Annotated in this window: 14 protein-coding genes and 1 pseudogene; 5 read left to right on the forward strand and 10 right to left on the reverse strand. The window is 43.8% G+C overall.

What is annotated here, in order from left to right:
• Window position 1: 1 nt before the first annotated feature.
• The 8 genes and pseudogenes from UA76_RS15065 to UA76_RS15100 form a co-directional block, all read right to left on the reverse strand.
• Window positions 2-715 carry an SDR family NAD(P)-dependent oxidoreductase gene (locus UA76_RS15065; RefSeq protein WP_047047784.1) on the reverse strand — a complete coding sequence of 238 codons (714 nt, stop codon included), beginning with the start codon at window positions 713-715 and terminating at the stop codon, window positions 2-4.
• Complete coding sequence (locus UA76_RS15070) at window positions 712-1146, reverse strand: nuclear transport factor 2 family protein (protein WP_047047787.1); 435 nt, start codon at window positions 1144-1146, stop codon at window positions 712-714. The genes UA76_RS15065 and UA76_RS15070 overlap by 4 nt, the downstream gene beginning before the upstream one ends.
• Before the next feature lie 24 nt (window positions 1147-1170).
• Complete coding sequence (gene phrB / locus UA76_RS15075; RefSeq protein WP_047047790.1) at window positions 1171-2574, reverse strand: deoxyribodipyrimidine photo-lyase; 1404 nt, start codon at window positions 2572-2574, stop codon at window positions 1171-1173.
• Window positions 2571-3518, reverse strand: a complete 948-nt coding sequence (locus UA76_RS15080; protein ID WP_047047792.1) for a YbgA family protein — start codon at window positions 3516-3518, stop codon at window positions 2571-2573. Before UA76_RS15080 ends, phrB begins: the two co-directional genes overlap by 4 nt.
• Before the next feature lie 54 nt (window positions 3519-3572).
• The gene (locus UA76_RS15085) at window positions 3573-4271 is read right to left on the reverse strand and encodes a ChrR family anti-sigma-E factor (RefSeq protein WP_047047795.1); all 699 of its coding nucleotides are present in this window, start codon (window positions 4269-4271) and stop codon (window positions 3573-3575) included.
• Window positions 4264-4892 (reverse strand): annotated as a pseudogene (locus UA76_RS15090) (sigma-70 family RNA polymerase sigma factor). Before UA76_RS15090 ends, UA76_RS15085 begins: the two are co-directional and overlap by 8 nt.
• A 63-nt stretch (window positions 4893-4955) precedes the next feature.
• Window positions 4956-5564: an LON peptidase substrate-binding domain-containing protein gene (locus UA76_RS15095; protein WP_047047798.1), complete on the reverse strand. Its 609-nt coding sequence runs from the start codon at window positions 5562-5564 to the stop codon at window positions 4956-4958.
• Window positions 5565-5707: 143 nt separating this feature from the next.
• Window positions 5708-6178, reverse strand: a complete 471-nt coding sequence (locus tag UA76_RS15100; protein ID WP_047047800.1) for a CreA family protein — start codon at window positions 6176-6178, stop codon at window positions 5708-5710.
• Window positions 6179-6313: 135 nt separating this feature from the next.
• Between UA76_RS15100 and UA76_RS15105 the strand changes: the two genes are divergently transcribed.
• The 5 genes from UA76_RS15105 (at window position 6314) to UA76_RS15120 (ending at window position 9201) form a co-directional block, all read left to right on the forward strand.
• A complete protein-coding gene (locus UA76_RS15105) occupies window positions 6314-6811 on the forward strand; it encodes a hypothetical protein (protein WP_047047803.1) in 498 nt (165 codons plus the stop codon).
• 182 nt (window positions 6812-6993) lie between these two features.
• On the forward strand, window positions 6994-7236 hold the full coding sequence (locus UA76_RS25460) for an HAD hydrolase-like protein (protein WP_337588544.1): 243 nt from the start codon (window positions 6994-6996) through the stop codon (window positions 7234-7236).
• Entirely contained in the window at window positions 7218-7667 is a 450-nt protein-coding gene (locus tag UA76_RS15110) for an HAD-IA family hydrolase (RefSeq protein WP_337588545.1), read from the forward strand. The genes UA76_RS25460 and UA76_RS15110 overlap by 19 nt, the downstream gene beginning before the upstream one ends.
• 434 nt (window positions 7668-8101) lie before the next feature.
• Window positions 8102-8419, forward strand: a complete 318-nt coding sequence (gene cutA / locus UA76_RS15115) for a divalent-cation tolerance protein CutA (protein WP_047047806.1) — start codon at window positions 8102-8104, stop codon at window positions 8417-8419.
• A 158-nt stretch (window positions 8420-8577) separates the two neighbouring features.
• Entirely contained in the window at window positions 8578-9201 is a 624-nt protein-coding gene (locus UA76_RS15120) for a DNA-J related domain-containing protein (protein WP_047047809.1), read from the forward strand.
• 99 nt (window positions 9202-9300) lie between these two features.
• On the opposite strand, the gene UA76_RS15125 is transcribed toward UA76_RS15120, so the two are convergent.
• Together UA76_RS15125 and UA76_RS15130 are read right to left on the reverse strand one after the other, a co-directional pair.
• Entirely contained in the window at window positions 9301-10956 is a 1656-nt protein-coding gene (locus UA76_RS15125) for an ABC-ATPase domain-containing protein (protein ID WP_047047811.1), read from the reverse strand.
• Window positions 10957-11044: 88 nt separating this feature from the next.
• Window positions 11045-12961 (reverse strand): sensor domain-containing phosphodiesterase, encoded by a 1917-nt coding sequence (locus UA76_RS15130; protein ID WP_047047814.1) that lies wholly within the window; start codon window positions 12959-12961, stop codon window positions 11045-11047.
• Between the last annotated feature and the right edge of the window lie 57 nt (window positions 12962-13018).

Consider the following 13018-nt stretch of genomic DNA (forward strand, 5'->3'; position numbering starts at 1 on the left):
ATTATTTCATCCTTGTCGCGAGACGCTGCCAAAGCCCTGAAGGAAGCAGCCTTAGGCATTTCATTATAAATATAAACACTTTAGGGAAACTTATTTCAGATTTACCGTTTTCTATACCAGTAATTATCTGTTTTGTGGCTTCCTCTACAGTAACGATCATGGGCATCGAAAACGTATTCCGTTCTGTAAGGGGAGTATCTACAAATCCGGGTAGAACAACTGTAACGTTGACATGATTTTGCTTAAGCGTCGCGGCCAATGTTTGGGTTAAGTAGGTTAATGCAGCTTTTGACGCTCCGTAGGCTTCTGCTCTTGGAAGCGGAAGCAAGCCTGCGCTTGAGCTAACGACAACAAGGCGACCGCCTGGTTTGATATGCCTAAGCCATTTTTCTAGCGCATAGCCAATCGAGATCAGGTTTATGTTGATGACACGCTCGAACATCTTTGCATCGAAGTGGAGCGGGTTATCGACGTATTCGCAGTCTCCTGCGTTTAAAATAAGTAAATCGAGTTGGTTATCATCGTTTAGCTCTGGGTATGTATCGAACTCTGTGAGATCGAAACAGAGAGGATGAATGTTGTCATTCTCAGATTGCAGAGCGTCGAGCTTGTCTAAGTTGCGCCCACATGCAATGACTTTATGGCCTGAAGCCGAGTATTGGCAAGCGAGCGCCTTGCCAATACCAGAGGTCGCCCCTGTGATCATAATGTTCATACGGTGCTCGCTCTTTTCTTGATGGTCTTAATGACAGTCCCCAGTAGAGGGATATGTTCATAAAGCATGGCACCTACATCTAAGAAATCTCGGTGGTATACGACGAGATCGTCTTTAGCTTTGATGTGCGAGTGGCCTTGTACAGTTACAGGATTGCGTTTGTTCAATTGAAAATGAGAGAAGGTCATACTCCAGTAGATTGCAGCTTCGTGATCCGACTCCATGACATGCTCAATAACAAATTCGCAGCTGATTACATTTCCGTACAGTTGATGGAAGTAGCCAAGTAACTGCTCCTTGCCTTCCAACTGGTGCATTGGGTCAATAAATACGACGTCGTTATGATAAACAGTGCTAAGAAGGTCGAGGTTGTCGGTACCAAGCTCACTGTACACATCAACGAATCGTTGTAACCAGATTGATTCTGACATAACTCATCCTTTTGTTTTAAGAAATCAAGGTTGTTTGAAGAAGTAGAGTGCTCTTGCCCTTGCTTCCTTATGGTCAACTATCGCGGCCCAATATTGATTTTGAGCGTTGATCTTCTCGAGGTAGCTATGTGGAAAATGTATCTCTTTATCAGGGATGTTTGCTAACTCTGGTAAATACTTACGCAGAAAAATTCCTTTAGGATCAAACTTTTTGCTCTGAGTGATAGGATTGAAGATACGAAAATATGGCTGTGAATCACAGCCAACACTCGACGCCCATTGCCAGCCGCCGTTGTTGGCGCTGAAATCGCCATCGATCAGGTGCTGCATGAAAAACTTCTCCCCATGACGCCAATCAATCAACAAGTGCTTGGTTAAAAAACTCGCTGTGATCATTCGAAGTCTGTTGTGCATCCAGCCTGTTTTGACGAGCTGCCTCATCGCCGCATCAACGATAGGGTAGCCTGTGCGACCTTCACACCAAGCATGGAACAGGTCTTCGCGATGCGGCCAGTTAAGATTCGCATATTTTGGGTTAAAGCACTCACCTTTGACTAGATTCGGGTAATGGAACAATAGGTGCTTGTAGAAATCACGCCAAATAAGCTCGTTTAGCCATGAAAACTCTGGTTTGCTTTCATTGTGAAGTAACTCAGGATCATGAGAGATCAACGTATGAGCCAGATGTCGGCTGCTAATTGCGCCAATCGCCAAATAAGGTGACAAACCAGACGTGCCTTTAACTGAAGGAATATCCCTTAGCCTAGAGTAGTGAAAGATTTTCTCAGACATAAAGTGGGGTATAACTTCATTGATCACACGACTGGCTGATGGCCAGAGTGTCGAGTCCTTCATTGGGTAATCGAAGACGAAATCACTATTGTCTTCTGCTTCAGCCTCGATTGCTGAAGGGTAGTGTTGATTTTGTTCAGCATGATTCACTTTGATGCCGTACTCAGAGATGTATTTAAGCCAAGCTCGTTTGAAAGGTGTGAAGACTTTGTACATCTCACCTTGCTTATTAACTACAGACCCTAGCGGGGCGATTGTGTCGCTTTGAAAGGAGATCAAATCCAACTCACTCGCTACTTTTTCGTCGCGTTGTAGCTCGTTGAGCTCCAGTTCGCGATTGACCACCACTGTGTCGTAGCCACCGTCACGACAATAATCGATGAGGGACTGAACTTGGGAGTCGTAGTCGGTACAACGCAAGTGAACAAGCTCCACACCCATATCTCCTAGTTGAACTTTAAGTTCATTGAGTTGGCGTGTGATCAAGTGTGCTTGTATCGGAGCTAGGTTGTGTAGTTCCCATTGTGCTGGCGCTGAAAGGAAAACCGCCTTGTTAACGCCAAGGGAAAGAGCGTGTAACAAAGCGGGGTTGTCTTGAATCCTTAAATCACGTCTAAACCAAAGAAGCGCTGTCAATATCCATACCTCAGTCGTAATTGTTTTGGATGTGGGTTCAAATAAGTTTGCGAAGCCAAGTACTCATTCGGAAATTCTTGCAGATAGTGGTTAATCAATGCAATAGGAACCAATAGTGGCGTCACGCCTTCTCGGAATGAGTGAATCTCGTCCGCGAGCTCTTGCTTTTTGGCTGTATCCAAGTGCTTTTTAAAGTAACCCTGCAGATGCTGTAGGGTATTTGTATGGCTCTTGCGTGTCGCATGATGCGATAAAGCCTTCATCAAACCGGATATGTACTCTTTCGCTAGTTCTTCTACTTCAACGTCTGGTTGCGCTAGCAATTGACCAAGGTTTTTGTAACTTTCAACATGATGGCTCATCACCAAATATTTGTGTTCACTGTGAAACGCAATGAGCTTGTGTTTGGTTAGCCCTGTCTTTTTGAGATTAAGCCATTTTTGGTACGTGTAAGCCCGCGTCATGAAGTTTTCACGCAAGATAGGATCGTTAAGGCGGCCATTTTCCTCACAAGGTAAATCAGGGTTGGCTTCCATCACCTGCTTGGCAAACAGTCCGACGCCGTTAGACTCCGAACCTTTGCCACTTTTGTGATATACCTTTACACGCTCCATTCCACAGGAAGGGCTTTTGGCGCAGAAAATAAATCCGCTAAGCTCTTCGTGGTGATTGGCAGCGAAATCTTGGCCGAATTGAGTTAGTGCCTCCGTTACATCGCCGGTACCATCTGCTCGAGAAACGGTAATTACATCGCCCTGATTAATCTGTCTGATGGTCGGGCGAGGTATAGGTAGCCCAACCCCAACTTCTGGGCAGACTGGTGTAAAGTCTGCAAACTCAGAAAGCTCTTTGGTGCAAAAGTGTAACGCTTTATGGCCTTTATCAAAGCGAACTTTTTGCCCTAGTACACATGCGCTTATGCCAATTTTTAATCTAACGTCCATGATAACTGCTCCCGCCGTGTAGATTTGGTGTGTTTATAATTATTGCTTTTGTAATTAGTAGATTAATTTACCGATTGGATTGAACAACTTACTCATACCCTCGGTAAAGTGTAGCGCATCACTTGAAACAGTGAGACAAACACAACCTTCTTCACTAACTGGATTATGGGTGTGTTCGCCGTTTAACCAGACAAAATCGCCTTCTTTATACGTACCCATCTCATCTTTAAAACTACCCTGGAGTAGGAGGGTAATCTCAAACCCTTTGTGAGTGTGAGTTGGAACTTGACCGCCTTTGTCGATGTGCAACAGGCTGGCGCGTAAATTATCGTCGTCAAGTTCAAGTCGTGACCGGGATAATTTGCCAATACCGCTCCATTCCTTGAGGCGAATAGAATTTAATGCCCGCGGAAGAGAAACAGTTTGACCGTTCACTGTTATCTCGTTGTCTGAATGCTTCGCTGGTGTAGAGTGAGTTACAGCAGTGTCTGAAGTAATTGAAGCAATCATCGAAGCAAATTCGTCATCGACGAGCAATGTTTCTACTGTATCGATGTCTGCATAGGTTTCGCTTTCAGTATTTACACCGTTATCGAAAGCCTGCTTAGCTAGAAGCTCATTTTCAAGCTCCACAACTTTTTGACAGTGTGGACACATCTCAACGTGACTAGCCACGATGACTGATATTGAATCAGGTAGTTCTCCAGCTGCAAATTGCTTTAGAACAGCCGTGTCAGGATGGAATTTAATCATGGTATTGCTCTCCCATTTGCTGTTTAAGCCGTGCTAAAGCCAGACGTAGTGAGATTTAATTGTCCCAAGAGGCACGCCGAGCTGCTTTGCCAATTGGTCTTGTGAAAGTTCTTGGTAGTAGACGCCCTTGACGACGGTTTGTTGTGCCGGAGGAAGCGTATCTACGTACTTAATCATCTGCTTGGAAAGAAGATGATCTTTGAAGTTATCTTCTTCTGAGGAATGCTCGTCAGCGATGCTATCTAATGGCCACAAGTCGTCCGACAGATTTTGTTCGGGCTTGGCTTTGATTTTGCGCAACATGTCAAAACACGCGTTTCTCATTACCGTATACACCCAAGTTGTGGCCGCGCCTTTGCTGCTGTCGAACAAGTGTGCCTTTCGCCAGACGGACGTCATAGTTTCTTGAATGAGTTCGTTAGCCGAAGCTTCGTTGTTTAGCTTATTGATGCCAAAGCGTTTGATTTTTGGCGCAAAAAACTTAAACAACTCTGTGAACGCTTTTTGGTCGCGCTTAATTGCAACACATTCAAGCCAGTGAGATAACTCTGTAGGCACTTGGTTGTCCGTGGTGACAATGTGTTCTTTCTTCTGTTTGTCTTCTTGCATCCGTGTCTGCATTTTTATTACCAACCATACACATCATTTTAGTACTCTTACGATTCGCTAATAGTTTTGGATCAGTTAATTTCGACTTTCATCAATCAAATCTAAAAGAAAAGTGACAAGCTGGGGGAAACTGTCCGGTTCTATAAATTTTTCTTTAACATCAAGGGCTACTGGCATTACTTCGATGAGCCTTGAGCACACCCATTCAGCTTTCTCGAAATGTGTGTCTGTATATAGATCTGCAATGTACTCGTAGTTTTTGAAAACACGCTCTAGAGTTTCGGCGAGTGTACTGTTCGGCTCCAAATCAACTGGGTTGTCCCAATGTTTTATCGCCGTCGGCGTCGCGACTAATAGTCCGTCGGATTGATAGTGATGACCGTGTAACGAAACGATCTGCTGTCCTTCGACATCGATGAGTAAGAGTCCATCATCTCCAATGTGAAAATCGACGATCTTGACTAGAGTTCCCCAGTTTGAAATTCCAAAGGGTTGACTTGCATCTGAGTAGGCTATCACGAAGCCTTCGTCGCTACGTATGTTTCCAACCATGGATACATATTTGGCTTCAAAAATCCGAAGTCTTTGCCTGCCTTGAGGCAAAATAAACAGTTTCAATGGAAACACGGCAAGTTCTTCTGCTTGCTTGTTTAGACCATTATCTTGGGTGATTTGATTTTGCACGTTCGTTCCTTCCAATGTTTCCAAATAGTACGAAATACGTAGAGCTTTAGATCAGAAGGAGAATGTACAAAAAACGTTGTGGTGGATGGATTATCAAAAGGTTACCCCCAAGGAGGTAGGGGTAACATCAATGGGATAACCGCCTACTGTGAGACGGTTGGTTTTTCTAGAAATGCTTTGGTTCCCCAGAGCGGTACCGTTGAGAGACTATGCTTGAAACTGCCATCGGTCTCTTTGGTCGTGTAAGACAAGTAAAGCAGGGTTTGATTTTCTGCATCGTATATTCGTCTTACTTTCATCGTTTTAAAGAAAATACTTTTAGACTTCTTGAATACTACTTCACCAGAGCTAGACTTATCGATTTGAGCGATCATCTCAGGCGTGATATCCCCAGTCTGACGACAGGAAATCGAGCTATCGCTTGGGTCTGATAGACTTAAGTTAGCTTCAATCGAGGCGATATGGCATGTGACGCCGGTAACCACTTCATCTTGTAAAGACGAAATTTTAATGTCCTTTAGTGTAAACATTCCAAGTGAAACATCACCAACCTCATCACCCGAACAGCCTGCTAGAGCCAAAGCGGCTAGGGTCCCAACCAACAGTTTTTTCATGTTTGTCCATCCGTAATAGATTGTTTTAACTATCATAGCAGGTTGCTGTGACATTAAAACTGGGAAAAATAAGCCGAATCAATATGCCCAAAGATGTTATTATTCTTATTAGTTAGTTCAACAGCGAACCATGTAATGTCAGAGATTCCCTCCATAGTCGAAGTAAAAAACCAATGGCTTTATTCCCATATCGATATCAAGTTTCCCACTAAAGAGAGCATTCAAGGTAGGCGTTGTTACAAAGCGCGGGCAAAAGATGCGGAATATCAAGTTATGGACGTCCCTGAAATAGCGGGTAGCTTCATCGATAGTGATTTGTACAAAGTGGATTTTCATCGTGCGACTGTGATGTTCTCCTTGCTGCAGGCAAAGCGCTGGGAAGAGCAAAGTGAACAAGAGGCTATCGTCGAGTTTTTCACGCAGATCATTTTTTCACCGCCTTGCGATCTCTACTTGGGCTTTGCTGATGGGCAAGCAATTGCGGCTGCAATCGTTACCTCAGTGGATGGCGAACTGCTTATCTCAGATTTGGCTTGTGACTCTGAAAAAGTAGAAAGCGAATTCATTTCCTCTCTCTTTGCTCGCCTGAAAGACGGGCACGATATAGTCTATTTAGAGAAACCATTAAGTTAAGCTGAAGTGGAACTTCTATCTTTGGACTGTTGAGTGTTTTCTATACAGTTGTGGGGTAAATGCGCGAACTAAGTAGTAGTTTTGATATAAAGATATGCTGCAGTCATCAAAATTCCACATTAATCGCTTCTGATGAAATCATTAGTGTATATATTAAATTTGTGGACTAATGAGGGCTAGCGATGAGCGGATACAACACTAAATGCGTCATTTTTGATTGTGATGGAACCTTGATCGACAGTGAGAAATTGCGTTGCCAAGCCTTGGTGAACATTTTTACTCAGCTCGGTGCTGAATATTCGTTAAGCCAAGCGCTCAGTCACTATCAAGGCGGTAAAACCGCGGATATCTTGTCCAGTGTCAGGGACTACTTGAATGTATCGGCCTCTATCGATCGCTTGAAGGTATGTATCGCCAGCAGTTAGAATTTCTGTTCAATCGCGAGTTAGCGGCAATGCCCGGTGTAGCAAGCGTTCTTGACCATCTTGAAGATTTACGAATTGAATATTGCGTGGCAGGCAATGCGCCCATCTCACAGATTACCCAATCACTAAAGAAAGCTGGCCTTTATGAGCATTTTGAAGGCAAAGTTTTCTCTGCTTTTGACACCAACAGTTGGAAACCCGAACCAGATCTTGTGCGCTATAGCGCCATGATGATGGGCTTTAAACTTGAAGATTGTTTGTATGTTGATGATACGCCGAAAGGGATCGAAGCCGGGGTAAGAGCAGGGGTGCGAAGTATCCAGCTTGTAAACGAACATTCCACACTTTACTCGAGAAAAGTAGCGAGCATACGCTACTTAACCGAGCTAAAGTCACTGATCAATGTTGAGAGCCTGCGGTTGTATGGATAAACGAGCCATTTGGCCTTGTGGCCGGCGTCGCAACGACACGCTGTATACTGTTTATGTTCTCTAGGAAGGAACCACAATGTGCGCAAAGCATGTTGTGGCTGTTTTCAGAAATTAAAAACTCTTCACCGTCACACAAAGGACAGCACAACGTAGATTTTGAGTTGGTCTTTGATGTTTTCATAGTTTGTCTCGCAGCAGCAAAAAAAGCGACAGGTTGAATTGTAATTATTATGTGCCTCAAGGGCGTTACAAATGTTTTAGACTGTCATGATCATGATAGATGACTTGTGTGTGAGATACTTCATATCTTCAATATAGTCAGTAAACTTTGAGATGCATTTCATGTTCGCAGAGAAATCATCCTTTTCACCGAGTAGTTAAACTTGTGGCTTAGATTATTTCAGCTACGCCTTAGCTATCTATAAGGAAAAATAATGATACATTATTCAATGGTGCTCACCACAGTTGGAAACCCGCAATTAGCCGACAAACTAATACAACTGTTACTTGAAGAACAGTTAGCTGCCTGTATTCAAACAATGCCTATTTCTAGCCATTACATATGGGAAGGGAAGGTATGTCACGACCAAGAAACGCTTTTAATCATCAAAACCAAGCAGTCGAATTACGCGGAGATTGAGGCGTTAATTGTCAATCATCATGATTACGATGTGCCACAGATTGTGATGGTTCCTTTCATTGATGGATTGAACCCTTTTTTAACGTGGATAAATGACGTGACCAAATCTTAACTTGATTCTTTGAACGGTTATCTATTTTGTTGTGTTTAGTTCCGATTAATACGATTTTGTAGCAGAGATCATGTCGCGCTTTTTTATCTACTAACTTTTCTCGACAAAAGGGCATCTGTGCTTTTCAATTAGAGTATCAGTGACCAACAAACTTAATTATGTCTGAACAGCATGATCTTGCGGCAACGTTTCAGAGCTATATGGAAAACCCTCTGCTCTGGCCGATTCTAGAAGTCTTAAAACATAAGCCGTCTGGGTGGAAAGTTCATACTCTTGCCTCACATCTCAGTGAACTTGAATTGATCCCGCAACTCGACGTTTCTCCTGAAAAAGATCTGTTTAAGCGTAATTTCTTAATCATGAACGCTTTGTATCAGCTTCAAGAGATGCTTTATCCGGAAAAATGGTTGCAAGTAGAAGCGATGAACATTGTCTTGTTAGCCAATCACGCGACGAGTCATTTTGAAGTTGACCATGAGGATCCTCTAAGAGACTACTACGTTCAATGGCAGAACTATGAAGCCGCGGAAGGTGAAGTAAAAAGGCTGCTCAATGAGTTCTGGACACGTTACAGGAAGTTCGTGGGTGGAGAAACTACGGGTGATATGGACAGAGCCTACGCGTTAAAGCTGTTCGAACTCCCTCAAGATGCATCTGCATCTGAAATTAGACGGACTTGGCGTAAGTTAGCATTGAAATGGCATCCGGACAGAGACAACGGAGACAGCGAACGTTTTCGAATCTTGTGCGAAGCGTGGAATATTTTGCGCCATGGTCAATAACTAGCTCTAAAATACAAAAAGGCGCATTCAGCGCCTTTTTGAGTTTTCAAGTCATATAACTTGGCTAGGTTCGACGAACTCGCCGACTTACTCCGACTCTTATTTACCCTGACTAAAGTCAGCTTTTCTCATTCGGTTAAGCGCGGCCATAACATCAACTACTCGTGGTTTGGCTAAGTCGCCTTGAACGGGCATGGCTTTATACCAGTCGTCATTTAACATCGACTCAAACTCTTTCGCGGGGTTGTTTGACCAACCTAGTAACTGGGAAAATTGGAACCAGCACCATCCGATGGAATTAACTTCAGAACTCGACTCTAACTGTTCTAGAGCAGATAAATCGGTAAATTCTTTACCAAAGCGCAGAGAATCAATGCCTTTCGCCGATACTCGAAATTTTCCGTCAGCTAGTATGGATTGAAGCGTAGCGCGGTTCAGTGAACGCGGTTTAAACGTAGCTAACGGGCTTTCACTCTCGTTTTGGCGTCGAGTAGGGTGCTCGGCCACGACTTGCTTGGCGAGCTCAGTGACATCTTGTACTTGGTAATCGTGCATTTGAATCACGGTGTCTGCAACGTCTAGATAATCACCGGAACCACCCATGACAACCAAGGTTGAAATGTCCAAATCATCTCTCAGCTGACCGATGCGATCCACAAGTGGCGTGATAGGCTCAGAACCTTTATTGACCAGTGCTTGCATGCGCTCGTCTCGAATCATAAAGTTTGTCGCAGACGTATCTTCATCAATCAATAGAGTTTGGCAACCCGCTTCAATCGATTCTTGAAGCCATGCTGCTTGAGATGTTGAACCTGACGCATCTTGAGTTGAGAAGCTCTCGGTCTCTTTGCCTTGTGGTAGGTGGTTGATGTAGTTAGATAAGTTCAGATTATGAACACATCGGCCATCTTCGGCTTTTATTTTCATCGCGCTGTTGTCGCACACTACGTATTCACGGCCATCGCCTGGGACATGATCGTATATAGAGCGTTCAATTGCATTGAGTAATGTCGACTTACCGTGAAAACCTCCACCGACAATCACAGTAATCCCTTTCGGAATTCCCATGCCTTTGATTTTGCCGCTATTTGGAGTGTCTATCTCGACTAGCAATGATTCTGGCGATTCAAAAGGTACCGCTGATTTCATTGGCAAATCACAATTACCCGCGATACGTGGTAAGACACTACCATTGGCGACAAATGCTGCTAGGTTGAAGTCGCTCAGCGCTTTTCGTAAAGCTTGTTGGTCTTCAACGGTTTTACAGTGCTGCACTAAAGCACCTTTGTCGATTTCACGTTCCAGAGTCGCTTTACGAATAAACTTTGGAAGATGGAACGTTAGTAGATTGACTGCTTTCTTCGCCAGAATGTTTCGTCCCTCTGCAGGTAAATCGACGCGAAAACGAAGTTCAATGTTGTCTTCGTTGAACAATACAGAAGTCGAATCCAACACAGTTTGACCATTGAGGGCTATATTCACGGCATTATCTTGCTTAGCAAACTCGGCAAAGCTGCGAGCGATGAAATCTCGTGCGGCGATTTGATATTCTTTTGATGTCTCTTTCAGCCAAGATAGGCCAGTTAAAGACCAGTCGCGTGTTGCGCGGAGGCGAGATGAGGAGGCATAAGGATCAGCTTGAGTGTGGTCGATAAAGAGCGTGAAGTCACCAAAGTCATATTGCCCTTTAATTTGTTGATAAGCGCGATAGTTCTGCTTTTCGAGTTTTTTTAGTTTTGCTATTAGCTGATCCATACGGGTATTCATTCATAAATTCGAAGGGCGGCGATTATAGCGTGTAAACGTCGTCATGTATTTAGCTATGCTCAAGATTACCCAGTATTTATTGGGCTTGCATTCGAAGGTTGCCGCCACTTTCGTAATTTTGGTTTACCAAGAACAGCTCAAACTCATCGCAAGGCATAGGTTTGCCATAAAAATAGCCTTGTCCAAACTCACAGCCTTGTTCCAAAATGAAGGCTTCATGCTTAGCATTTTCAATGCCTTCGATCGTAACGGAAAGGTTTAGCTTTTTCGCCACACTAATAATAGACCGGACGATCTCTCGGTCCTCGTGACTCTTTTCAAGCTGCTGGACGAAACTTTTGTCCACTTTAATTGAATCAAAAGGAAACTTTTTCAGATAGTTGAACGACGAATAGCCAGTGCCGAAGTCGTCAAGCGACAGAGTAATACCCAGATTGTGTAAGGACGAAAGCGTACCCTTGGCGACGACTTCATCTTCAATCAAGCCACTTTCCGTTACTTCAAGTTCAAGGTAATGAGCCGGCAGTTGATAGGTATTGAGTAAGTCTTCGACTTGTTCAGCAAGGTGAATGTTTTTAAGTTGAATTGCAGAGATGTTGATCGCCACTTTGAAGTCATCGACGACATTTTGCCATTGCGCCGCTTTTTCAATGGCTGCGCGTAATACGAAGTTACCAACTTCAAAGATCAAGCCATTTTGCTCAGCCATGTGGATGAGTGTTTCGTTCGAGATATCGCCAAGTACTGGATGTCGCCAGCGGAGTAAAGCTTCTGCGCCAGTCCATTTGTGAGTTACAGGAGAGACTTTGGGCTGGAAATAGAGTAGCAAGTCATCATTTCTGACCGCTTGTAACAGATAACTTTCTAACTGGTTGATATGGGTTTGAGAGTCAGAAATGTCTTTAGAATAGAAGCTGTATTTGTGACCAGAATCTTTACACGCCAGCATAGCTTCCGCTGCGCATTTTAATAGCTTACTACTTTCTCGACTATCGTTACTCGTTGCAACCCCAATATAGGTATGTAAGTGGAGCTTTTCTCCTTCAACATCAAATTCGGATTGCGCAATATCGACCAAGTAGTGACATAACTCGGAGAGGATATCCAAAATCGCAATATTACTCACGACTAACGCTAGCTCTGTTGAGCTTGGGCGAGCTGTGACAATATTGTAATTGACCTTACACGATAATCGATCGCGAAAATCAATGAGGATCTTATCCCACACTCGGTAACTGTGCTTCGACTGAATCCGTCGGCCGTTGGTAAACCCGACATTAATCACACCAATGGACTGCCCAGTGATTGGGATGTTTTCAATTAGCTCATCGAGCTTGTCTTCTAAAGCTCTACGATTAAGAAATCCAGTGCCCACATCGTGAAATTTTTGATAGTGGATTTTTTCTTCGGCCGCTCTTCTTCTATCAATTTCTTGATTCAGTGAGTAATTAAGCTCCACCAAGTCTTGTGTTCTTGTCGTGACACGGTTCTTGAGCTCTCGATTTAGGTTATTAAGTTCAGCCTGTTGGTACAAGCTTGTAAGCTGAGACTCAATGGAATCTCTGAAACTGGTAATCAGCCTTTGATAAGTGTCGGTGTAATGATTTTCTTTTGAGTCGAGAACACAAATAGTGCCAAAGGCATCACCATTAGGCCAATTAATGGCAACGCCGCAATAGGAAATCATCCCCAGTTTAATATCTGGGTTATTGCACCAGTACGTATCTTTTACGGCGTTTGGTATCAGAAGTGGCGATTGGGTATCAATAACGGTTTCACAGTAAAGCCCTTGACCGAGAGACTCTTTGTCTCCGGGAGTGTAAGGGTTGGGCATGACAAGGCTACTGGAGACAACTTCGATGTCTTTGGGATGAATGCGCATGATGAGCGCTGAGGGGACGTTGATTATCTCGGCAAGTAGGTCAACAATGTGCTGCCAACCTTCCAACATTTGTGATGGAATGGCGAGATCATGTGTATTTATTTTGCTCATCGTTAATTCCCTTTGTTTTGCGCAGGAGAACGAGAGCTTTCCTTGCTCACGGCATTG

Source organism: Vibrio mexicanus, assembly GCF_001012815.1.
In the GTDB taxonomy this organism is placed as follows: Bacteria; Pseudomonadota; Gammaproteobacteria; order Enterobacterales; family Vibrionaceae; genus Vibrio; species Vibrio mexicanus.

Coding starts and splice junctions, on each gene's coding strand:
- UA76_RS15065 (WP_047047784.1), bottom strand. CDS start 715: ATGAACATTATGATCACAGGGGCGACCTCTGGTATTGGCAAGGCGCTC.
- UA76_RS15070 (WP_047047787.1), bottom strand. CDS start 1,146: ATGTCAGAATCAATCTGGTTACAACGATTCGTTGATGTGTACAGTGAG.
- UA76_RS15080 (WP_047047792.1), bottom strand. CDS start 3,518: ATGGACGTTAGATTAAAAATTGGCATAAGCGCATGTGTACTAGGGCAA.
- UA76_RS15085 (WP_047047795.1), bottom strand. CDS start 4,271: ATGATTAAATTCCATCCTGACACGGCTGTTCTAAAGCAATTTGCAGCT.
- UA76_RS15100 (WP_047047800.1), bottom strand. CDS start 6,178: ATGAAAAAACTGTTGGTTGGGACCCTAGCCGCTTTGGCTCTAGCAGGC.
- UA76_RS15105 (WP_047047803.1), top strand. CDS start 6,314: ATGTCAGAGATTCCCTCCATAGTCGAAGTAAAAAACCAATGGCTTTAT.
- UA76_RS25460 (WP_337588544.1), top strand. CDS start 6,994: ATGAGCGGATACAACACTAAATGCGTCATTTTTGATTGTGATGGAACC.
- UA76_RS15110 (WP_337588545.1), top strand. CDS start 7,218: ATGTATCGCCAGCAGTTAGAATTTCTGTTCAATCGCGAGTTAGCGGCA.
- cutA (WP_047047806.1), top strand. CDS start 8,102: ATGATACATTATTCAATGGTGCTCACCACAGTTGGAAACCCGCAATTA.
- UA76_RS15120 (WP_047047809.1), top strand. CDS start 8,578: ATGTCTGAACAGCATGATCTTGCGGCAACGTTTCAGAGCTATATGGAA.
- UA76_RS15125 (WP_047047811.1), bottom strand. CDS start 10,956: ATGGATCAGCTAATAGCAAAACTAAAAAAACTCGAAAAGCAGAACTAT.
- UA76_RS15130 (WP_047047814.1), bottom strand. CDS start 12,961: ATGAGCAAAATAAATACACATGATCTCGCCATTCCATCACAAATGTTG.